At 50.6% G+C, this 22,597-nt stretch carries 16 protein-coding genes; 7 read left to right on the forward strand and 9 right to left on the reverse strand.

What is annotated here, in order from left to right; translation table 11 throughout:
• Nucleotides 1-168 precede the first annotated feature (168 nt).
• A complete protein-coding gene (pepF, locus tag RCO25_RS17400) occupies nt 169-1,959 on the forward strand; it encodes an oligoendopeptidase F (protein ID WP_308997510.1) in 1,791 nt (596 codons plus the stop codon).
• Between the two features lie 155 nt (nt 1,960-2,114).
• On the forward strand, nt 2,115-2,831 hold the full coding sequence (locus RCO25_RS17405; protein WP_308997411.1) for a GH25 family lysozyme: 717 nt from the start codon (nt 2,115-2,117) through the stop codon (nt 2,829-2,831).
• A 75-nt stretch (nt 2,832-2,906) separates the two neighbouring features.
• Here RCO25_RS17405 and RCO25_RS17410 read toward each other — a convergent pair whose 3' ends face one another.
• The 9 genes from RCO25_RS17410 to RCO25_RS17450 all read right to left on the reverse strand — a co-directional run bounded on the left by RCO25_RS17410 (nt 2,907) and on the right by RCO25_RS17450 (nt 12,899).
• Complete coding sequence (locus RCO25_RS17410) at nt 2,907-3,581, reverse strand: GNAT family N-acetyltransferase (RefSeq protein WP_308997412.1); 675 nt, start codon at nt 3,579-3,581, stop codon at nt 2,907-2,909.
• A gap of 165 nt (nt 3,582-3,746) precedes the next feature.
• Nucleotides 3,747-4,358, reverse strand: coding sequence for a transglutaminase-like domain-containing protein (locus RCO25_RS17415; protein WP_308997413.1), 612 nt, complete (start codon nt 4,356-4,358; stop codon nt 3,747-3,749).
• Between the two features lie 314 nt (nt 4,359-4,672).
• Nucleotides 4,673-5,539 (reverse strand): DUF92 domain-containing protein, encoded by an 867-nt coding sequence (locus tag RCO25_RS17420; protein WP_308997414.1) that lies wholly within the window; start codon nt 5,537-5,539, stop codon nt 4,673-4,675.
• A gap of 62 nt (nt 5,540-5,601) precedes the next feature.
• Nucleotides 5,602-6,327, reverse strand: coding sequence for a glycerophosphodiester phosphodiesterase (locus tag RCO25_RS17425; protein WP_308997415.1), 726 nt, complete (start codon nt 6,325-6,327; stop codon nt 5,602-5,604).
• A 27-nt stretch (nt 6,328-6,354) separates the two neighbouring features.
• Nucleotides 6,355-7,689, reverse strand: a complete 1,335-nt coding sequence (locus RCO25_RS17430) for a CapA family protein (RefSeq protein WP_308997416.1) — start codon at nt 7,687-7,689, stop codon at nt 6,355-6,357.
• A gap of 98 nt (nt 7,690-7,787) precedes the next feature.
• A complete protein-coding gene (hemG, locus tag RCO25_RS17435; protein ID WP_308997417.1) occupies nt 7,788-9,257 on the reverse strand; it encodes a protoporphyrinogen oxidase in 1,470 nt (489 codons plus the stop codon).
• Nucleotides 9,258-9,262: 5 nt separating this feature from the next.
• Complete coding sequence (gene hemH / locus RCO25_RS17440) at nt 9,263-10,216, reverse strand: ferrochelatase (RefSeq protein ID WP_308997418.1); 954 nt, start codon at nt 10,214-10,216, stop codon at nt 9,263-9,265.
• Nucleotides 10,209-11,279 (reverse strand): uroporphyrinogen decarboxylase, encoded by a 1,071-nt coding sequence (hemE, locus tag RCO25_RS17445; protein WP_308997419.1) that lies wholly within the window; start codon nt 11,277-11,279, stop codon nt 10,209-10,211. Before hemE ends, hemH begins: the two co-directional genes overlap by 8 nt.
• Nucleotides 11,280-11,489: 210 nt before the next feature.
• On the reverse strand, nt 11,490-12,899 hold the full coding sequence (locus RCO25_RS17450; RefSeq protein WP_308997420.1) for a DUF4832 domain-containing protein: 1,410 nt from the start codon (nt 12,897-12,899) through the stop codon (nt 11,490-11,492).
• A 242-nt stretch (nt 12,900-13,141) separates the two neighbouring features.
• Between RCO25_RS17450 and RCO25_RS17455 the strand changes: the two genes are divergently transcribed.
• The 5 genes from RCO25_RS17455 to pelG are packed head-to-tail and all read left to right on the forward strand — an operon-like array spanning nt 13,142 to nt 22,597.
• The gene (locus RCO25_RS17455) at nt 13,142-15,328 is read left to right on the forward strand and encodes an NAD-dependent epimerase/dehydratase family protein (protein WP_308997421.1); all 2,187 of its coding nucleotides are present in this window, start codon (nt 13,142-13,144) and stop codon (nt 15,326-15,328) included.
• Nucleotides 15,321-16,244 (forward strand): tetratricopeptide repeat protein, encoded by a 924-nt coding sequence (locus RCO25_RS17460; protein WP_308997422.1) that lies wholly within the window; start codon nt 15,321-15,323, stop codon nt 16,242-16,244. The genes RCO25_RS17455 and RCO25_RS17460 overlap by 8 nt, the downstream gene beginning before the upstream one ends.
• Nucleotides 16,228-18,060, forward strand: a complete 1,833-nt coding sequence (locus RCO25_RS17465) for a DUF2194 domain-containing protein (RefSeq protein WP_308997423.1) — start codon at nt 16,228-16,230, stop codon at nt 18,058-18,060. Before RCO25_RS17460 ends, RCO25_RS17465 begins: the two co-directional genes overlap by 17 nt.
• A gap of 5 nt (nt 18,061-18,065) precedes the next feature.
• A complete protein-coding gene (pelF, locus tag RCO25_RS17470; protein WP_308997424.1) occupies nt 18,066-19,511 on the forward strand; it encodes a GT4 family glycosyltransferase PelF in 1,446 nt (481 codons plus the stop codon).
• Entirely contained in the window at nt 19,487-22,597 is a 3,111-nt protein-coding gene (pelG, locus tag RCO25_RS17475; RefSeq protein WP_308997425.1) for an exopolysaccharide Pel transporter PelG, read from the forward strand. The genes pelF and pelG overlap by 25 nt, the downstream gene beginning before the upstream one ends.

Consider the following 22,597-nt stretch of genomic DNA (forward strand, 5'->3'; position numbering starts at 1 on the left):
CCTCTACGGACATAGTAGAAACAAACTGTGTCCCGAGGTGATAAATGGATGAAATGGCTGCCTCTTCTGCTTGCTTTAAGCCTGGTTCCGGGCGCTGCCGCTTCCAATCAGGCAGGAGCCAAAACCGAGCATGCCTCACCAACCTTAACCATACCTAGGAGGAATTCGATGAATCACGTACCTAAACGATCAGAATCCGCACCTGAGACCCGCTGGAAGCTTGAGGATATTTTTGAGAGCCAAGCGGCATGGGATAAGGAATATGCGGAAGCGAAAGCATTAATCAAAAAAATACCGGAATTCCAAGGCAAGCTGGCCGACGTCGCTCAGCTCAAAGCCTGCTTCGAGCTTGAAGACGAGCTTTCCATGCATGTGGAGCGGCTTTATGTATATGCAAATATGAAGCATCACGAGGATACAGCCGAAGCGACTTATCAAGCGTTATCCGACAAGTCAAAAAAAATAAGCGTTGAATCAGGCGAAGCGCTATCCTTTATAACTCCTGAAGTGCTCAGTCTCTCGGATGAAAAACTGGATGCTATCATCTCCGATGAATCTGTGGCGAAATTCCGCCATACGCTGGAGGAAATGCGCCGCCAAAAGGCTCATATTTTATCAAAGAACGAAGAAGCGCTGCTTGCTCAAGTAGGCAATATCAGCTCCGCCCCAGGCACCGTATTCAATATGCTGAACAATGCGGATCTAAAGTTTCCAAAAGTAAAAAATGAAGACGGCGAAGAGATCGAGCTGACGCACGGCCGCTACATACAATTTCTCGAAAGCAAAAATCAAGATGTTCGCCGCGAAGCGTTCAAAGCGGTCTACGATACGTACGGCAAGCTGAAAAACACGCTCGCGACTACTTTAACTTCAAACGTTACAAAAAATATTTTCTACGCAAAGGCTCGCAAATATGATTCCGTTCTTGATATGTCCCTCTATGGCGACAACATTCCGAAGGAAGTATATACGAACCTAGTCGATACCATTCATAAGCATCTTCCGCTCATGCACCGCTACATGGAACTTCGGAAAAAGCTGCTCGGCTTAGATGAGCTTCACATGTACGATTTGTTCGCGCCGCTTGTCGATGAATTCAATCTAGACATCACCTACGAGGAAGCGAAGAAAACGGTCAGCGAAAGCTTAAAGCCGCTCGGCGAAGATTATTTGAAAGTGCTGCAAGAGGGCTTTGACAACGGTTGGATCGATGTTTATGAGAACGAAGGCAAACGCAGCGGTGCGTACAGCTGGGGCGCTTTCGGAACGCATCCTTACGTTCTTCTTAACCATAAGGATAATTTAAACAGCATGTTCACATTGACCCATGAGATGGGCCACGCGCTCCATTCCCATTATTCGGATACGAACCAAAATTACCGCGATGCGCAGTATACGATTTTCCTAGCTGAGGTTGCTTCCACTTTGAACGAGGCACTGCTCATGGATTATCTCCTTGCAAAATCAACGGATCCGAAGGAAAAAATGTACTTGCTGACTTATTACGCCGATCAATTCCGTACGACCGTATTCCGTCAAACGATGTTCGCCGAATTCGAGAAAATTATCCACGAGCGTTCTGAACAAGGCGAATCGCTGACACCGCAGGATCTTAACAAGATCTATTATGATCTTAACGTCCAGTATTACGGTCCCGGCATGGTCGTTGATAAAGACATTGAAATGGAATGGGCACGTATTCCCCATTTCTATAACAGCTTCTATGTGTACAAATATGCGACAGGCTTCTCTGCAGCGACTAGCTTCTCCAAGCAAATTTTGGAGGAAGGCGAGCCCGCAGTTGAGCGCTACCTCGGCTTCTTAAAAAGCGGCGGCAGCGACTTCTCCATTAACATCCTGAAGAAAGCAGGAGTCGACATGTCTTCTCCGGAGCCGATTGAGCAAGCCATGAGCGTATTCGAAGAGCTGATCGGACAGATGGAGCAGCTAACGAAATAACATATAGCCAGGGAAGACCGTCAAGGAAACTTGACGGTCTTTTTATTTTTTGCAACTATATAACGCCTGAGACCGTCAAGATAAAATAGTAAATGAATACATAATTGTAAATTTGCAGCGCATCACGGTTCAAGCAGTAAGCTCAAGGAGGATTAATGAAAGCAAAAAGAATAATCGCGGTCTTACTCGGTTTAGCCTTAATTTGTTGCGTCTTGGAATACAAAGGCATCATTTGGCACAATAGTATTTTTGCCATGAAGTATGAGATTAAAGGTCTTGATGTATCTCATTATCAAGGAGACGTGGATTGGAAGACGGTTGCTGAAACGGAGAAATATCAATTCGTCTATATGAAAGATACAGAAGGAAATGATTTTACGGATGATACTTTCAATAAGAACTGGGAAGGCGCCAAAGAAAACGGCTTTTTAACAGGAGCTTATCATTTTTTCTCGGCGAGGAGCACGGGCGAGCAACAAGCGGAGCATTTCATAAGCATAGTACCGAAAGAGGCAGCCAGCCTGCCTCCTGTTATCGATATCGAAATCGCGTTGACCCATGATCCTGCAGCAATCGCGCATGAATTAATGATGATGAGCGACAAGTTTGAAGAAGCCTATAACAAAAAACCAATTCTCTATGTCACGTATGACACTTACAACAAATATGTCGCCGGCCGGTTTGAGGGCTATGACATATGGATTCGTGATATTGTGAAATATCCAACCTTGAAGGGAAAACAGAAATGGTTGTTATGGCAGTATTGCAACCGCGGACGCGTAGATGGAATCGATGCGTATGTGGATATTAATGTGTTTGTAGGAAATCAAACCGACTTTGATTTTAAATTTATGGGTAAGGGCATTTTGTAAAGGAATCATTACATAACGATGTTCAGGTATCAACGTTATCGGGAGGGAGCTGCTTAATTATGCTCCTTTTCATTTTCAGTCCAGCCATTTCGATTGGCTATAAAGATAACGATTGTACGCATCGCCATCAATCTCAATAATGCTTGAAAAAACGAATCCGCATTTTTGAATGACTCTATTTGACGGCTGATTAGTTAGCAGGGCTATCGCATGCAGCTCGTTTACATCGGTATTTTCAAACAAATAGTTGATCATGCCTTTTGCAGCTTGCGTCGTATAGCCCTTCCCGCGATGATGCTTAGAGATAGCAAACATGATTTCCCGGCCCGGCGACGGCAGCTCCTCCTTGATCCCCGTGCAGCACCATCCGATGAGCTCGCCCGTCTCTTTTAAAATAATGCCCAGCCGTAAACGGAGCTCGCCAATGCGGCCTCCAGCTGCAACGGCACTTAGAAACTGCTTGTTTTCGTTTATTTCATAATGGGCTAGCCAGTCTAAGCGCTGCTCCTTTGGCACGTTCCATCCCGGTAAAAACTCGTATATTTCTGGCTGCCATGTCAGCTCCTGAAGCGCATCTAAATCTTCTAAGCGATATTCACGCAAAATGACATCTTCGCAAGTAATCGTGAGTCGATCCTCTGCGCATTTGAAACAAAAAAGCTCATTTTCTGCTGAAATGACGCCATCAAGAAAACCATCCTTACAAAAAATTTCTATGCCGCATTTTCGGCAATGGCCTACTAGCTCCAACGCTTTCCCTCCTCATTATGTTTCAATTCCGTTACGCTTAAAACAGACGCTTCCCCTATTGCAAATAAGCGCTCCTGCTTGCTCGCCTACTGATGCAAAATGAACCGCCCCCTTATGTAACATCATCCGGCGTTATCCAGCATGATCCCCAGAGCCTGAGTGACATTACTCTAAGCTTGTCGGCAAATCATGATGACACATATACGAACAATTCGTATTTCGTTTTAAAGCATCCATTGTTTTCGCATGAGGCTCGCGATAAATAATCGGGTACTCATACTCGCCATAGCCCTCTCGCACATTAAACACCAAGATTTCATCATCAATGGAAAATTGTGCATCCACACCTGGCTTATTTCCACGCGCATCAAGCCGGATCCATTTCCCTACGGACTGCAGAAATACCGCATTTAATGCATGGATGCAGTATCCCGTATCCGGAGTATTGCCAAGTGTAAGCCGCTGGTAGCAGAATCCGGCTGGAATCCCTTTCGCCCTCAATAAAGCGCATAACAAATTTGACTTCGCGTAGCAGATGCCTTCTTCGAAAAATAACACCTCCGAAGCTATACGCGAAACTCGCGTGCTTTGAATATCCCAAGAATGGGCAATTTCATCCCGTACAAATTCAAAAGCCACTCTGACATATTCATCCTCATTGGAGGCTTTCGTATACAACTCGTTTGCTTTTTCAATAATAGAAGGGTGATTAAAATCCACTTCAGTTGTCTCTAGTAAATAATCTTCTAATCTTATTGACTCGCATGTTAATATCATTGGACTCTCCCCTGTTATCAATCATTAATGATCGTTATCTCATTCCATTCATAGTTTCGTCCCGCTTTTTTTTGATCCTTTAAGTATAAAAAAATGATACTACATATAAAAAACATGCGTACTTACGCTCCTAAAATCAATCTGCCTCACCCGAACCGCATGAATCCGGAACAGAAAAAAATGCTCGAAGGTTATTCAATAGACATCAGGATCCAAGAATCCGTTCGCAGCGGGTTTTAAAAATAAAAGGTTTTTATCATAACAAAAAGACGGCTCAGGGTAATTGATCTCCTCTGAGCCGTCTTTATTGCTGGTCATAGCATCCACTGACCGATGGCCCACGCCAGCACGCCTGCGAACAACGACGACAGGAGATTCACCCTGTCGTTGTTCAGCCAGGCGAAGCCGCGCACTTTCACCGCCGCGATGCCGCAATGCGCGGCGCGTTCGGTTTCGCTGCCGCATACCTGGCAGCGAAACATGGCCTGGCCGGTTGCGCCGAGCAGCGAGTCGGCGAAGGCACCGGCCAGGCCGGCGGCGGCCGCTGCGGCGATGTATGCCGCCGCTGCGGCTCCGCCGCCTGGCGTACCCGCAGCAGCCTCTGCCGGCTGCGGGGCCGCCAGCAGCAGCGCGGCAACGGCGCCGATGAACACGGCGCCTGCGAGCGCTGCTGCGCTGCCGAGCGGCGTGACTCCGCCGCTCGTGCCTGCCGTTACCGGCTTGCCGCTCGTTACCGATCGCGGCGCCGTCCTGCTAAGGGCACCGATCTCGGTGGCCCATGTATCCGCGTTAACGGCTGCCATGACGCCGATATACGCGAACAGCCACCCTTGATCCGGCCACAGCGCATTCGCGGCGCAAAGCATCAGCCCTGCGCCTCCGTTTGCCCATACTTGGCCGGCATCGCGCCTGCCGGTCTTCTCATATTTTGCTTCAGCCGTTTCTTTGGCGTGATGCTTCCGCTTCCATTTAGACAAAAGACTCGATGAAACAAAAAAAGCGATCAATAATCCGAACCATACCGGTTCCCCCAGCGTAACGAAGCCTGTTCCCATCACGACCGCCGACCACGCGCCTGATGCAGACAACGAGCGTACGCTGTAAGCGGCGGCAGCTATCAGCCCGCTGCCAAGTAATCCGGCAAGCAGCCGGAGCCACCAATCATCTATCCATCCCACCATGCAACGAGCGACCTCCTGCTTGTGCGTAACCGAATTGCAAAGCTTCTCTACCCGTCATCCTGCTAAACGCGCACCTCATGCCATCGTTCCGGATAATTCGTGCAGATCATTAGCTCCGGATCGAGCGCGGCAATTTTCCGCATGGCACGCTTCTCGTTAATCGTCCAAGCCATGACTTGTATGCCGGCTTGCTTCATCAGCTCGACTCGATCCTTGTTCAGCTTCGTGTAGCTGATGGACAGAAAATCTGCGCCAAGCTCTTTGAGCTCCTTCGGCAGAGTATTCCTCCAGCCGTCGATAATAAGGCCGGTGCGTATTTCGCCGCAGATACGTTTCATCCGGTACAGCGTGCCCTCATGAAAGGAGGTGATCACGACTTCCTTCACCGCATCGTAAGCTTCTATGCATTCCAGTACCTTCTGCTCGATCATCGGATAACGGATTCCGTCCGTTTTCAGCTCAATATTGAGCTTGCAGCGGCCAACCGCCTCTTTAAGCACGTGCGCTAGCGTTGGAACAGGTTCGCCCTGATACTTTTGCGAAAACCAATTGCCCGCATCCAGAGCCGTGATCTGGGCAGCAGACAAGCTTTTCACATCGCCTTTCCCATTTGTAGTTCTGCGCAGCGTATAATCATGGATGACAACCGGCACATGGTCTTTCGATAGATGAACGTCAATTTCGATCCATTCCACGTTAGGATCATCAAGAGCTAGCCGTATTGCTGCCATCGTATTTTCCGGCGCGCGGCTGGACCAGCCTCGGTGCGCTACGCACGGATTATTCATGAAGCGATCATCCTTTCAGCAGGTTCATTATTCAGGCATGAGAGCGCCGTCTTCACCCAGCTGTACACCGAAAGAAATCGAGCTTAGGCGGTCAAGAACCGCTTTTGCCTTTTCCCCCTCTAAGGGAGTAGGCTGCGCGTTGACGGTAAACATCGGATGAAATGTCATCTCACAATCGCCGCTTTTTGTGCAAACGGCATCCAGAACGCCTGTCTCGCCTGCCGTTTCCTTCGGGTACGAGCTAAAAATAAAGTTTCCTAAACTGTATGCGATCCATTTGCCTTTATACATTTCGAAGCCTTGCAGCACATGCGGATGGCTCCCGATGACGAGATCCGCGCCTGCATCAATATATTGTTTGCCAAAATCCTTCTGATACGGCTCGGGCTGATCTACCCTTTCCTTGCCCCAGTGCACCATAACAACGACGATATCCGCTTCTTTCTTCGCTTTTGCAATAGCTTCCAGCGCGCGGCGCGTATCGTAGCTTTCAGCTACGCCTGCAACGTTCTTGTCCGCCTTCCACGAGGAGAATGGAACGACTCGGCTTAGTCCGACGTAAGCGACCTTTATGCCGCGAACCTCTTTGATCACTGGCGCAAAAGCCTCCGTATCGTTATTGCCCGCACCCATATGCGCTATGCCTGCTTCATCCAAATATTTCATCGTGTCGAGCATGCCTTCAACACCTTGATCGAGTGCATGGTTATTAGCCAGGCTCATGATATCAAAACCGGCATCACGCATTGCGGGCAAAACTTCCGGCGAGCCTTTGAACACATAAGGCGTTCCTTCTACCGGAACTCCCCTGGTCGTAACCGGAAATTCCAAATTTCCCGCGGTAAGATCCGGCTCGCTTAAATAGAGCATCGAGGGCTGGTACAGAAACGGATAACCTTCCTGATCCGTTATCGCGCTCACATAATCAGCGACCAGCAAATCGCCGACGAAGGACAGGCTTATTTTGTCCCCATTGCCGATCACCTCGCCAGGCTCAGTTACCATGCCGTCTTCTTCTGATGCAGGAAGCGTGGATTCATTGCCGTTGCTGTTACCTGATGCGTCACCGGGCGAATTCAAATCCTCCTCAGTCTCGGAGAGATTTCCAGTCTCACCAGTCTCATCTCTCTCACCTGTTTCACCTGAAGCATTAGGCTTTATCGCTTGTTCTTGATTATTATTATCGCCTTTTGAGAAGCTTAACACATCTTTCAATTTATCTGAATTCGCTGCAGCAAGCCATGCGCCAAGCACAACAATAATGACGCCTAGCAGCGTAAAATTAATGATAATAAGCTTGCGAAGCCGCTTTTGACGCTTCAGCTTGTCCTGCTGATGCGATTCGGAACGAGAAATTTGCATGAAAGTTGGCTCCTCTATAATCGATTTAAAAGTCTTCTATAGTTAGACTCTTCCATTATAGCAATGAACCGCAGTCAAGAGGAAAACAAATATTGCATTTAGTCTTTGAAAATAGCCTGCGCCGCTTCCTTGCCCTGTCTTATGCAATCCGGCAGACCGACACCGTCGAAAGCCGCGCCCGTTATCCAGACGCCCGGCAGCTCCTGTTCAAAACGATCCCTCAGCTGCTTCATATTCGTAACATGCCCCACGGGATATTGCGGCATCGAGCGAGGCAATCTCGTTATTTCAACGAACGCCGGTTCCGCTTTAATCCCCATGGTTTCCTCGATATCGCGCCGTACAGCTTTGATCAGCTCGGCATCAGGCAGCTTCACGCTTTCCTCATCGCCTGAGCGGCCGACATAGCAGCGCAGCAGCACCTTATCGCTCGGACTCGTATGCAGCCATTTATTCGATGTCCATGTGCAGGCCGTAATATGCAGCCCTTCTGAGCGGGGCACAACGAATCCCGACCCGTCAAAATCAATCCCGAATGTCGCTTTATCAAACGCCAACACGACATTCGCTACCGATACATAATTGATTGCGCGCAGCTCACTGCAATCCGTTAAGGGCTCCAGCAGTTCTGCCGCATTATAAGCTGGGGCGGTCATCACGATCCGGTCAGCATGCAGTATCTCTCCGCTGTCAAGCATGATTTCGTACCTTGCTTGAGCTTCTGCTGATAAATCATCGCTATTTTCACGAGGGGAGCGATCCGTATTGCGTTTAATCTCGACGACCTTCGTCCCAAGGCGTCTCTCTGTCTTGCTCAGTGCACGATCAAGCGCATTTACAAGCGTAGACAAGCCGCCCTTAAACGTTAAAAAGGTGCCTCCCTTAGCAACGACTGGCAAAGCGCCTGCTGCTGCGACCGCCTTGCGGTTATGCTGCATGCCTCGAATCAGGCTTCCATGCTTGCGCTCCGATGCTGCGAACTGCGGAAAGGTTGCCTGCAGGCTAAGCTTCTTTAAATCGCCGGCATATATGCCGGCCAGCAGCGGTTCAGCGATGCGGCGCATTACTTGATTGCCCACGCGCCGCTCTAGAAAACCGCCAAGCGATTCATCCGTTTGCTCCTTGCGTACCGGCAGCACTAAATCCATTAATGCGCGCAGCTTCCCGCCCCAAGACAATAAACCGGTTTTCACGAATGGCGCAATCTCTGTCGGTATGCCCAGAACAAGTCCCGCCGGCATCGGAAACAGCTTGCGTTGATGCAATATATAAGTTTTTTTCGCTCCCGGATTCGTTGTCGTCAGCTCGTCTTCCAGACCAAGCTCCGTTGCCAAATCAATGATGGCCAGCTTGCGCGCCAAAAAAGAATCCGGCCCTTTCTCGATGACGAAGCCGTCACGCTGCAGCGTATTTATTTTTCCGCCAAAGACAGGAGCGCTGTCTACGATTGTAATTTCAAGCTCCCTGCCCCGACGCTCCGCTTCCCGCTGCAAATAAAAAGCGGAGCTCAGTCCGCTGATCCCTCCGCCAATAATGACAATTCGATCAGGGTTTCCGATTCTCCGCATCTCATTCATTCCTTCCCTTGGCCGTCCAAGGCCTCAATGACCGATTCTGCCAACGTCTCCATATATAGTGGATCGCGATTCAGCATCGCGATACGATCCAAAGTCATATCCAGCTGTTTTGCCGCAGCCTGCGCCTCGATATCAAGGTCATACAAAACTTCCAAATGATCCGACACAAAGCCAACCGGCGCAACGAGCACAGCTTTAACGCCATCTTCTGCAAGCACGGGCAAGGTTTCCAAAATATCCGGACCGAGCCAAGGCTCCCTTGTTCGGCCCGCGCTTTGCCATGTAAATTTCCAATCCTTCACATTCGCCGCTTTAGCAACCGCAGCTGAGGTTTCAAGAAGCTGCTGCTCGTACGGATCACCCATTTCCCGAATTTTAAGGGGCAGGCTATGCGCGCTAAATAACACCTTCACATTTTCCTCATCGTTCGAAGCGGCAGCTAACCGGGCTAGACCGTCTACCACGCGGTCTGTTAGGGCCTGAAGCAGCTTAGGATGCATATGATACTGCTTCACGAAAGTCATCTCTATGCCAAGCTCATTCGCCTTTTCTTCCGCGCGCTTAATGTAACTGCCGACGCTCATAGTTGAATAATGCGGCGCCAGCACAATTCCAACCGCTTCCGTAATGCCGTCCTTTGCCATCTGCTCAACACCGTCTTCGATATACGGCTTTGCATGCTTCAAGCCCTGATAGCAGTTGAACTTTCCGGGTGCCAACTGCTCCAGCTTATCCTGCAATCCGGCCACCTGTCCGTTTGTATTTTCCCGAAGCGGAAACACGCCGCCCACAATGGCTTCGTAACGGCCCTTCAGCTCGGCGAGCAGTTCAGGCGTTGGCGCATTCCCGCGTCTGATATGCGTGTAATAGGTTTCTACGTCATCCATAGATTCCGGCGTGCCATAGGACATAACAAGCACACCGATCTGCTTCGCTTTATGTTCAGACATGACTTGCCTCCTTCTGGATGCGCGCTGCAATGGCTTTCTTCGAATACGAATGTACAAATGCAGTCAGTTCAGCAAGCTTCTCAAGCGATGCTTCAGGGAATAGGCCATGGCCCAGATTGAAAATAAAACCAGGCTCTTCGATTCCGCTGTCTATGATTTCTTTCGCATACGATTCAATGACACTTATCGGCGCTGTCAGAATCGTAGGATCCAAATTGCCCTGCACGGCGAATCCGTTATCCAATCTTCTTCTTCCTTCCGCAATCGATACGCGCCAATCAAGACCGATCACATCAGCCTTTACTTGGTGCAATTCGGGCAGCAGCTCTCCTGAGCTCACGCCTGGAAAATAAATCTTTGGCTGCGGCAAATCCGAAAGCTCCGCAAAAATGCGTTCAATCGTCGGCAATACGAATTGCCGGAAATCCGCCGGCGTCAATGCGCCGACCCAGCTGTCGAACAGCTGAAAGGCTTTACCGCCCGCCGCAATATGCGCGCGCAAATAAGTGATGACCATATCGCCAAGCTTACGCATCAGCTCATGCCAAAGCTTAGGCTCGCTGTACATCATTTCCTTTGTGCGCAAATAGTTTTTTGAAGGTCTTCCTTCTATTAAATAGCTAGCAATCGTAAACGGTGCACCCGCGAAAGTGATCAGAGGAACCTCAAGCTCCCGATCAAGTATCCGAATCGTCTCAATAACATGGCTGAGATCACCTTCAACGTCAATGGGTGTAAGCCGCTCAATGTCAGCCGCCGAGCGAATCGGATTCGCTATGACTGGTCCAATGTTCGCGACAATATCAAAGTCTATTCCGATTGAAGCTACCGGGTTCATAATATCAGAATAAAGAATAGCTGCATCGACGCCCAGCTTGCGAATCGGCATCATCGTAACTTCAGCTGCAAGCTCCGGCTGTTTGCATATTTCAAGCAATGAATATTTTTCTTTTATTTTGCGATAGTCAGGATCGTATCTTCCTGCCTGCCGCATGTACCATACAGGTATTTGATCAACATGTTCCTTCTGGCATGCCCGTATGAAACGGTCGTTATAAGGCATTCCCGTTCCCCATTTCTATATAATTTCCTATGCTTCCATTATGCCCTTTTTCGGCAAACCTAACAACCGCCGTCACCAAGGTTCCTATGACAATAGTATGACAATCAGCCTTTGGCTGCATGAAGAGTAGATAAATATCGCACGCTGAACAAAAGGAAAGAAGCACATTTTCCCCCGATTGCGGATCAGCGCTTCAATCTCCGGCCGCATTTATTTTTCCGTGCCGTTAACGGCAACGGTGCCGAGTGCGTAGCGGCCGTCGTCCCGCTTGCCTTCATTGGCGAAATCGACTCCCGGATTACCGTCTTCCGGGTCGATAATGGCCGCATTCACGACATACTCACCCGTTGGCAAAAAAGCCGGCACGTTCAGCTTCGCCGCGAAATGATGAGCTCCCGGCAGCCATTTGCGGATATCGGTATCCGGCTTGGCGAAGGCTACGATTTGCCCGCTTTGGTCGCTTAGCGTCAATTCGACCGGCCACCTGAAATAAAACGGCGCCACACCCCGGTTTCTCACATCGATTGACACGTTCAGCACGCCACCCGCTTTGACTTTAGCCTCGTGGGACTCCTTCGTAATGACGAAGCGGTAGCCGATCGTCTTTAGAAACCGGTCGATATTTTTCTGCAGCTCGCCACCCGGCTTCTCGAGCGACGGCGCATTCGGCCCCATCCACGAGACATGCGTCAGCCTCGCTTGACGCAGCGTTTCTTCGATCGCCGAATCGCGCAAAAACTTTTTCTCCTCCGCGAACTCTCCTCCGCTCGGAGCCTTCGTCCAGAAGTTAGGCATGGCCGGCTCCTTCTCCTGCGTAAGCCAAGAGGTGTAGCCCTTGGTATACCATCTCAAAAAACCATCCACCGTCGCGTCTCGCTTGCCGAACGCATCGTTATACAAGCCAAGCCCGTTCTTCGCCGCTATCGCATGCGGCCTGCGCATCAACAGCGGTTTTTCCGAAAAATATTTCACGTAATGCCCCGCGTATTGATCCGACACTGCGCGCCGCGGAAACGGGATGCGCGCTTGCTTGTCGTCGCGCGTATGCCACTCGCCCCAATGCCCTAAGCTTCCAAGCTGGACAAAGGCAATAAGCGGGTCGTTGTTATATCGTTGAGCTAGCGCGGCAATGAGCCTTTCATGGTTTCGGATCAAGGACGTCTGATTGTAATCCGGGCTAAACCCTTTTCCGTAGTCGGTATCGTACCAAACGCCCTTCTTACCGGTTTCGAAATAAAGCCATTCCGGAATATCCATATGGGATTCCTCCCTCGGATAATCAAGAATTACCCGGACGACGAGCTTCACGCCCTTCTTCTTCCAATGGGCGAAGTTATATTTGCTCTCGATCTCGTCGAACGCATATTTTCCTTTTACCGGCTCAAGCTCGCTCCACGTAAAATTGGCATGCGCAAGCCGAAACGGCTGCTTCGCCTCGTCATAGCGGGCGTCTACCACAAAACCCATATAAGGATTGGCTAGCACCGCCTCAGACTCGACGGGAGAGTAGGAAATACGGGGAACCAACGCGTCTGCATATAGCCCCCTGCCCAGCCAAAGGGCTGTGGCTCCTATTACCAAAACGACAAAAATAGACAAAAACCAACGACAAATCAACACAACACTACCTCCTGCCATAGTCGTTTCATTTTATCATACCGCAAGCCATGATCTACCATGGATATTTATGCCTATAAACGACGGAAGAAGTAGCCGAATATATAGGTCTTATGTTTCATTTTCTACTATTATATGAGATAATACATAGAAATAGACAGGTCGATATATTCAATAAATCGTTTGCAAGAAATGGTATACTAGCGAAATATGTCGAATATCCTTTCGTGTTGGAGTGATGGTTGATGAGAGTACTAGTTACGGGAGGATATGGCTTTATCGGCTCATTCGTGGCGGAGCGTTTCAGCAAAGAAGGATACGAGGTTTCCATTATGGATAATCTCTCTTCCGGGAATAAACGCAACGTCGATTTCAAACATAAGTCTTACATCCTTTCCATAGAAGAACGCAACTGCGAAGAAATTTTCCGCAATAACCGTTTTGATGTCGTTATCCACTTGGCCGCGCAAGTCAGCGTAGCTAACTCGATCGAAAATCCAAGGCAAGATACGAAATCCAATGTTCTCGGCCTATCGAATATGCTCGTATTATCCCATAAATACGGAGTGAAAAAATTTATTTTCGCTTCTTCCGCAGCCGTATACGGAATGAATGACCGGCTCCCGCTGCCGGAATCGGCGCCGTGCAGCCCGATTTCGCCATATGGCATCAACAAGATGGTCGGTGAAACCTACTGCTCGAAGTGGCAGGAAATGTACGGTTTAGAGACGCTCTGCTTCCGTTTCTCGAACGTGTACGGTCCTCGTCAGGAAATCCGCGGCGAAGGCGGCGTCGTCTCCCTATTCATGGAACGGGCAAGAGAGGGCAAAGAACTTACCGTGTTCGGCGACGGCGGTCAGACCCGGGATTTTATATATGTGGAGGACGTCGCCGATGCGATATACCGGGCCTCCTATTCGGATTTATCCGGCGTTTACAACTTGTCTACCAATACCGAACATAGCGTGAACGATCTGATCGATTCGCTTCGCGGCCTGCAAGATATAGGTCCGGTCTCCTATCGAGAAAGTCGTCAAGGCGATATATACCGCTCCGCGCTCGATAACACACGCATCGGAAACGACCTCGAATGGGCGCCGAAGTACAGCTTCCAGGAAGGGCTTCAACGCACCTATGAATGGTTCAAGAACGAACGGGCAGCCGAAGTAAAAATAGCGAAGCCGAAAAACGAGCGGCCTTCCTTCTTTGCGCTTGCCGTGAAAGCGGCAATCCCGTTCGCGGAAAACGCGCTGGCGTTTGCTCTTACGGTCTGGCTGACGTTCGCAATCGAAGATACCTCGTACAATTTCATCGATATCAAGCTTTTCTATATCATTATTATCGGAATTGTATATGGAAACCGTCAATCGATCGCGGCCGCCGCCTTATCCGGTTTGCTTTACACATACCAGCTGCTTGAGAACGGATATGACCTTATCTCGCTGTTTTACGGCACCGATCTATTTTTCCAGATCGCGGTTTACCTGTTCGTCGGTTTGGTCGTCGGATATTCGATAGACCGGAGAACCCGTGCTGCCAAGAGCAAGGAGCAGCAGCTCGCGGCGCTGCAAGAGAAATATACGTTTTTGAATGAAGTGTACGAGGAGACTCGCGTCGTGAAGGAAGAGCTCCAGCAGCAAATCATGAACAACGGAGACAGCTTCGGCAAAATCTATTCGGTTACCAAAGAACTCGAAAGCCTTGAGCCCGAGAAAATTTTCACGTCCACCGTAAGCGTACTCGAATCCATCATGAAATCCCGTTCCGTAACAATCTATACCGTAAATAAATATAAGAGTTACCTGCGGCTCGCAGCCCGCTCGAGCGGCAAAGACTTTGAATCGCCTAAATCGATAAAAGTTGAAGATTGCCCTTATATCAAAAAGCTGCTGGAAAGCAATAAGGTTTATGTCAATAAGGAGCTGGAGGGCAATTCTCCGCTGCTCTCCGCACCGGTCGTCAGCAACGGCGAAGTCGTTGCCGTCGTGTCGCTGCACGGCTTGAAGTTCGATAATTTCTCGCTATATTATCAGAACCTGTTCAAAATTACCATCGACCTCATTTCTTCCTCGCTCTCCCGGGCACTCTCCTACGTGGAAGCGACCGGCAGTCAGCGCTATCTCGAAGGCTCGCAGGTTCTAAAGCCGGAAGTATTCGCCGATATTCTGGCCACCAAGAGGCTGGCCAGCAGCAAGCATGGCGTCGAATTCGTGCTGCTCTCCGCCGGTTCGGCTGACGCTGCCCTGCCGGAACTTGCAAACCATATTTTCCGCTCGCTGCGGGAAACCGACTACCTGGGCCTCGGACATGATGGACAGCTTCTCGTCCTGCTCAGCAATTCCGGCCAACAGGACGCCGCATACGTGTTGGAGCGGTTCGAATTAAACGATATCAAACTGAATTTTGTGAAAGAGGATTTGAGTTATGCTTGATCTTATTTTTATCTCTTACTTGTTTTTGTGCGGCCTCTTGCTTGGTATCCGCCACAACCGGGACAAGCGGGAGTGGCTGCTCCGCTTCATACTCGCCGCCGCTCTGCCGGTGATCGGCTTCCTACTCCCGTTGTTTTGGCGGAAACGGTGGCATGAACGGAACGCAAGCCACGCCTCCGCCCGCATTGCCGAGCTGGATGTAGCCGTTACGATAGAAGACTTGAGCGGGCATACCGGCATATACCGGAAACCGGAGACCGAGAAAGAGATGAACGTCGTACCGCTTGAGGAGGCGCTGCTCGTGAACGATTTTACGAATAGAAGGCGTATCATGATCGACCTTCTGAAGCGGGACTCCCTGGAGTATCTCGAGGTGCTGCGCCTTGCGGTCAGCAACGAGGATACGGAAACATCCCATTATGCCGTCAGCGCAATTATGGAAATCAAGCGCAAGCTGACGCTAACCCTGCAGGAGCTGGCGGTCAAATATGAGGATAACAAGCAAGACGCCTATTTGCTCGCCTCCTACGCCGACGTTTTGAATAGCTATATGCGAAGCGGCTTCCTCGATGAGAGGACGATGCTCAAGCATAAGTACACCTATACCGAAGTGCTCGGAAAGCTGATCGAGGCGGATCCCGATACGGCCGGCGCGTATACCGACAAGCTGGAAATGGAGTTGGACCTTGGGGAATATGCCGCCGCCGAACGGACAGCCAAGCGGTTCATCGAACGTTTTCCGCGCAGCGAGGATGCGTATCTTAGCCTGATGAACGTATATTTCACATTACGGTCGATCGATCAACTGAAACAGACGCTGGAGCAATTGAAGCAGTCCCCCATCCGTTTGTCGAGCAAAGCGATTATCGCCGTTCGATTCTGGTCGGAAGGAGGTCCGCATGAAGTCGAAAATTAGATTGAACCGCAATGTCTACCTAATCATCATCAGCGTCGTGGTGCTCGCGATCGGCCTTCAAATTACCCATTCCCAGTTTGTTCTGCAGTTCAGCCACAACGAACAAATGAACGAAAGCGTGAAGCAGTGGAGAAATGAAGCCGCGGTCGTCCCGGCGGTCGCGCCGAGCGGTCCCGCTTACTGCCTGGCGTTCGACAGTTCGGACGAATACAGCTTCAAGGTAAAGGAACAAGCATTTCGCGTGCTCCAATATATGAAAAAAACGGTAAAAGTAGCGGACGTCCGGAAAGGCAACCTCGACCCTTCGGGATGCGAAGCGGTGCTCGTTTCCGTGCAGCAGCTGGAGCTGCTAGGAGAAACGCAGACGCTCGCCGACTACGTCAATCGGGGCGGCTACGTATTTTTAACCGTCCAGCCCGAGCAGAATGACGCGTTCTACCGTTTATACCGGAAGATGGGCATCCTCGATGCGGGCAATATTGTTGACTCCCAAGGCATTGCCCTTACCTCCAACGTGCTGATTGGCGAAAGCGGTCTTGTCATTGACGATCCGTTCATCTCGAACCCCGTCATGAGCGTCGAGCTGGACGAGAAGAGCCGGGTGCTTGCCACAACGGCAAGCGGCATCCCGCTCCTGTGGGATTACCCTTACGGCGAAGGCAAGTTCATGATGTTTAACGGCGCCATGCTCCAGGAAAAAGTGAACCGCGGGCTAATCGCGGGCGCTTTATCGTTGCTGCAGCCCGAATTTATTTACCCGATCTTTAATTCCAAAATTATGTATATCGACGACTTCCCCGCCCCGATCGGCAAGACGGTCGACGCCGACATCTACCGCGATTACCGCAGGGACCGGCCAGCCTTCTTCCGGGATGTGTGGTGGCCTGACATGCTCAAAACCGCAAAGCAGTTCGACATCGTCTATTCGGCTGTGCTCATCGAATCGTACAACGACGAGACGGAGCCTCCCTTCCGCTCTCCCAAGGATGCCGACGAAGAAGGACTCATTTCTTACGGGCGCGAGGTGCTCAAAAGCGGCGGAGAAATCGGCCTTCACGGCTACAATCACCAATCGCTCGTGCTCTCGCAGCAGACCGCGGACGAGTTCGGCTATAACGCTTGGCGCAGTACCGACGAGATGGCGGAATCGATCGAAGAAGCGGTCCGTTTCGCCAATACCGCTTTTCCTAACTATACGATGCTGACTTACGTTCCCCCCTCCAACGTGCTAAGTCCGGAAGGCCGGGAAGCACTTAAGAAAGGCTGGCCGGATATTGCGGTTATAGCCTCGCTCTACGGCGAAGACGCGTCCGGACTCTCCTACGTCCAGGAATACGAGATTGCAAGCGATGGCATTCTCGAGATGCCCCGCGTGACATCCGGATATATGGAAGGCAAATTCGAGAGATGGGTGGAAGCGAGTACGATAACTTCGCTCGGCATCTTCTCCCACTTTATCCATCCGGACGATCTTCTAAATAAGAAGCGCAGCCATGGATTGAACTGGGAGAAACTGTACCAGAAGTACACGGAAATGATGGCCCGATTGGACAAAACGTATCCTTGGCTGAGGCCGATGACTTCGACGGATGCGGCGATCGGCATGGCGGAGACGCTCTCCAGCAGCGTAAATTGGAAGCGCAGCGGGCGCACGCTGCACGGTTCGATTCAACCCTACCGGAGCGAAGCGTACTTCATACTCCGGACGGCGCAGTCGTTACGGTCGCTAGAAGGCTGCAGCATCCGTAAAATCGACGAAGGAACTTACATGATAACCGCCGAAAAAGCGGAATTTAACATCGAATTGAGTGGTTAACGATTATGCGGATTTGCATCATTGCGGAAGGCTCATACCCACATATAACCGGCGGCGTCTCAAGCTGGATCCATTCTCTGGTCACCAATATGCCTGAGCATGAATTTGTCATCTTCGCTATTGTCGCGAACGAAAAACAGCGCGGCCAGTTCAAATATATATTTCCTCCAAACGTTGTAGAGGTCAAGGAAATGTTTCTTGACGCGTATTTGCGCGAGCATGGCGAAAGTGGTCACCGGTTCCGTCTATCGGACGCCCAACGAAACGCATTCCGTTCGCTGCTCGGCGCGGGAGGAGAGGTTGAATGGGGCGGCCTATTTGACCTGCTCCGGGCCAAGAAGCTGCGAGCGGCGGCCGACTTTCTAATGAGCAAAGATTTCTTCGATATTCTGGTTGAGCTGTGCCAGGATAAATACGCCCAAGTTCCGTTTACGGAAATGTTCTGGACCGTGAGGTCCATGGTCCTCCCTCTTTTCCAGACGATACGCAGCGACATTCCGAAGGCCGACTTGTATCATAGCGTGTCGACCGGATATGCCGGCGTCGTCGGCGCGCTCGCCAAGCATCTGTACGGCAGCCCGTTCGTTCTGACCGAACACGGCATCTATTCCAGGGAACGGGAGGAAGAAATTATTAAAGCGGATTGGGTCAAAGGGTACTTCAAAGATCTGTGGATCGAATATTTCTACCGGTTATCCGAAGCCGCTTATGAATATACCGACGAAGTGGTTACCCTCTTTAACCGAAACCGCGAAATCGAAATCGAGCTAGGCTGCGACGAGAATAAGATCAAAATCATTCCGAATGGCGTCAATGTATCCGACTATGCCGAAATTGCAGGTCCTCCGGCAGACAATGACGGCATCGTCCGCTTAGGCGCCATCGTGCGCGTCGTGCCGATCAAAGACATCAAGACGATGATTCAAAGCTTCGCTCTCGTCAAGCGCGAGGTTCCCGAAGCCGAGCTGTACGTGATGGGGCCCTCCGAAGAGAACGAAGAATACTTCCGGGAATGCCTGCAGCTCGTAGAAACACTGCAAGTGCCGGGCGTCATTTTCACGGGCGAGGTTAAGGTCAAAGATTATCTTGCCCGCATGGACATCATTCTGCTTTCCAGCGTCAGCGAAGGCATGCCGCTCGCCGTTCTGGAAGCGATGGCGGCTTCAAAGCCGTGCGTAACGACAGATGTCGGCAGCTGCAGGGAGCTGCTGCAGGGACTCGATGACGGGATCGGCCCCGCAGGCGTCGTGGTGCCTGTCATGCATTACGACCAGTTGGCAGCGGCAATTGTAAATCTATGCAACAACCGCAAACTGCGGGAGGAAATGGGCCGAAACGGGCTGTCACGCGCCAATGCGGCTTATACGCGTGAGAAATTTATCGAGAGCTATCGCAAGCTTTATAAGGAATATAAGGAGGGAAAAAGATGGCAGGCATCGGCTTTGAACTAAGGAAGCTCTTTAACGGCCAAGGACTGCTGAATAATGTCGTCGCATATGCCTATTCGTCATTGACGACGATCGGGCCCATGATCCTGTGTATGCTTATGGTCGTTGGCATGCAATGGCTGATGACGTTATCCGGCGTATCCTTTCTGGAGAAGGAGTTATTCCTAACGACAATCGTCTACTGCTTTATCTTCTCCGTCCTTATAACCGGCGGGATGTCGATGATATTGACCCGGTTCATCGCCGACATGATGTATATGAAAAAATATGAGCACTTGCTCTCTTCCTATTACGGCTCGATCGCTGTCTGCCTGCCGATTGGCGCGTTGGCGGCTTGGCTGTTCCTGCGCGGCATGCCGGTCGGATTCGGCTATAAAATCGCTACTTACCTTCTGTTCTCGGAGCTGATCATTATTTGGCTGCAATCGGTGCATCTGTCAGCGCTCAAAGATTACAAGCGGATCGTTAGAAGCTTTATGATTGGCGTTGTCTTCGCGACGATTGGCGCCTGGCTGCTGTTGACCTATACGCCTTATGACAACGCCACCTCCGTACTGGCTGCGATAGTCGCCGGCTTTTTTATCGTCGTGCTTCTGTCCGCGAGGCATTTCGAGCAATTTTTCCCGCCCAAGCAAAGCCGGATCTATTGGAGCTTTCTATCCTATCTCGCCAAATACCCGTCTCTTTTCTTTATCGGGACCTTCTTCTACGCGGGCGTCTACATCCATAGCTTCGTCTATTGGACCGGACCCGGGCATTTTCGCGTCGCCGATCATTACGTCATTTCGCCTTTTTTCGATTTGCCGGTCTTCTACGCGTATTTGACCGTCACTCCGACACTTGTCACGTTCGTCGTGTCGGTCGAAACCACGTTCTATGAAAAATTCCGTGCCTACTACGAAAAAATATTGAACGGTGGGACGCTAACCGACATTACGTTAGCCAAGAAGGAGATGCAGCGGACGCTTATGCAGGAAATCAGCTTCATCATGGAGGTGCAACTGCTCTTTACCGTCGTTTCGCTTGCCCTTGGCATCAAGGTTCTTCCGGCCATCGGCTTCTCGATGGAACAGTTTTATGCGTTTACCATTTTGGTGCTCGGTTACTTCCTGTTCATTATCGCTTTTATTGTCATGCTGATGCTGCTTTACTTCGATGACCGCAAGGGCGTGTTGATCATTAGCGGCTTGTTCGTCGTCTTGAATGCCGGACTTACGTATTGGACGATGCATGCCGGCTTCCACGGGCTTGGTCTTTTTCTTGCCGCATTGCTGACGCTCGCCGCGTCGCTTGGCAGGCTGATGCTGTACGTGAGGAATATCGATTATTACACGTTCTGCTCCCAGCCGATAACGGCTGCCCGAAAATCGTCTTTCTTACGGCGATGGCGCGGAAAAGCGTCCACGACTGCCGTGCTTCTCGTCGGAGCCGCCATAATGCTAAGCGCCTGCTCGGACAACCCCGGCCCGGATTCGCAGGCCGGAGCGAACAACGGCGGGCCAGATGCTCCCAAGGCCGTACAAAAGAGTGGCTTGACCGAAGACAAAAAGCTATACGAGCGCGATATCGACACATCGATCATACCGATGTATGTCACCATCCTTTCAGAGGATGCGGAGCAACAGCAGCCGCTCACCTGGTATTCGCTTAACCGGATCCGCGAGCGCATGGCCGAAGGCGATCTCAACGTCATTGTTCAGGAAGGTTCGGCCGACGGAAGCGGGCCAAAATCAGGAATGTTCGGTTACGGCATGTCGGATGCGAACGGAAAGATAAGCCTGCGCGGCAATTCGTCAAGATATGCTTCTCAGCGGTCATACAAAATTAAGCTGAACGATCAAGCCGGACTTTGGCATGACCAGAGGACGCTCAATCTAAACAAGCATGCTTTCGATCCTTCACGGATCCGCAACAAGCTGAGCTTCGATATGATAGAGACACTGCCGAATATAACCAGCCTCCGCTCGCAGTTCGTACAGCTCTACGTCAAAGACTTGTCGGAAGGCGGCATTGCGGAACAGCCTTTCGAGGACTATGGCCTGTATACGCATATTGAGCAGCCGAACGAAATGTTCCTAAAGAATCATTGGCTAGATCCGTACGGCCAGCTGTACAAGGCGGTCATGTTCGAGTTTTTCCGATACCCGGACGAAATCAAATCGCAATCGGATCCGGATTACGATAAAGAAGCGTTCGAGTCGCGGCTTGAAATTAACGGGCGCGAGGAGCACGACAAACTGATCGCGATGCTGGACGACGTCAACAATACGGCCATTCCGATCGACGACGTATTCGAGAAGCATTTTGATCTGGACAATTATTTAACGTGGCTCGCCACGAACATTCTGATGGACAATATGGATACGTCCTCGCAGAATTTTCTGCTCTATTCGCCGCTTAATTCGAGCACTTGGTACTTCCTCCCGTGGGACTACGACGGCGGTTGGGAACGTCCCCGCGACTCGGCAAACATCAGCAGCTACCAAAGCGGGATAAGCAACTTTTGGGGCAGCCGGCTGCATAACCGTTTCTTCCGCAGCGAAGAGCATGTCCGGATGCTGAAAGACAAGATCGACGAGCTGTACGAAACCATTAATAACGATACCGTCAAAACGAAGCTGGAGCCGCTGCGCGGCATTGCTGAGCCATTCATCAAACGGGTGCCCGACATTAATTTCATGTCGATCCAGGTTAGCGAGTTGAACCAGGAATACGAACGGATTGCCGGAGTGCCTCTCCGTTCGCTCGAACGGTTCATAGACGATATTCAGAAGCCGAAGCCCTTCTATCTTGGAGACATCGCGAATAACGGCGTTAAGCAGACCTTTTCCTGGGACCCGGCGTTCGACTTGCAAGGCGAGGACATTGTCTATGACTTTACGGTTGCGAAAGACGCTGCCTTTACGCAAATCGTTCAGGAGCGGCTAAATATGCAAGGCACGACGGTCGAGCTAGCGCTCCCCCCGGGGACGTATTACTGGAAAGTAATCGCTCGCGATAAGTCCGGGCACGAACAAACCGCCTTTGACATTTATAGGGACATCGAGGGCAACCGTATTTACGGAGTAAGGGAAGCGAAGGTGAAGTAA

Origin of the sequence: Paenibacillus sp. LHD-38 (genome assembly GCF_031157315.1) — a bacterium.
Classification (GTDB): Bacteria; Bacillota; Bacilli; order Paenibacillales; family Paenibacillaceae; genus Pristimantibacillus.

Excerpts from the sequence above, each read along its gene's own strand:
- pelG (WP_308997425.1), top strand. The coding sequence starts at position 19,487 with ATGGCAGGCATCGGCTTTGAACTAAGGAAGCTCTTTAACGGCCAAGGA.
- RCO25_RS17465 (WP_308997423.1), top strand. The coding sequence starts at position 16,228 with ATGAAGTCGAAAATTAGATTGAACCGCAATGTCTACCTAATCATCATC.
- RCO25_RS17460 (WP_308997422.1), top strand. The coding sequence starts at position 15,321 with ATGCTTGATCTTATTTTTATCTCTTACTTGTTTTTGTGCGGCCTCTTG.
- pepF (WP_308997510.1), top strand. The coding sequence starts at position 169 with ATGAATCACGTACCTAAACGATCAGAATCCGCACCTGAGACCCGCTGG.
- RCO25_RS17420 (WP_308997414.1), bottom strand. The coding sequence starts at position 5,539 with ATGGTGGGATGGATAGATGATTGGTGGCTCCGGCTGCTTGCCGGATTA.
- hemE (WP_308997419.1), bottom strand. The coding sequence starts at position 11,279 with ATGCCTTATAACGACCGTTTCATACGGGCATGCCAGAAGGAACATGTT.
- hemG (WP_308997417.1), bottom strand. The coding sequence starts at position 9,257 with ATGCGGAGAATCGGAAACCCTGATCGAATTGTCATTATTGGCGGAGGG.
- RCO25_RS17455 (WP_308997421.1), top strand. The coding sequence starts at position 13,142 with ATGAGAGTACTAGTTACGGGAGGATATGGCTTTATCGGCTCATTCGTG.
- RCO25_RS17425 (WP_308997415.1), bottom strand. The coding sequence starts at position 6,327 with ATGAATAATCCGTGCGTAGCGCACCGAGGCTGGTCCAGCCGCGCGCCG.
- hemH (WP_308997418.1), bottom strand. The coding sequence starts at position 10,216 with ATGTCTGAACATAAAGCGAAGCAGATCGGTGTGCTTGTTATGTCCTAT.
- RCO25_RS17405 (WP_308997411.1), top strand. The coding sequence starts at position 2,115 with ATGAAAGCAAAAAGAATAATCGCGGTCTTACTCGGTTTAGCCTTAATT.
- pelF (WP_308997424.1), top strand. The coding sequence starts at position 18,066 with ATGCGGATTTGCATCATTGCGGAAGGCTCATACCCACATATAACCGGC.
- RCO25_RS17430 (WP_308997416.1), bottom strand. The coding sequence starts at position 7,689 with ATGCAAATTTCTCGTTCCGAATCGCATCAGCAGGACAAGCTGAAGCGT.
- RCO25_RS17415 (WP_308997413.1), bottom strand. The coding sequence starts at position 4,358 with ATGATATTAACATGCGAGTCAATAAGATTAGAAGATTATTTACTAGAG.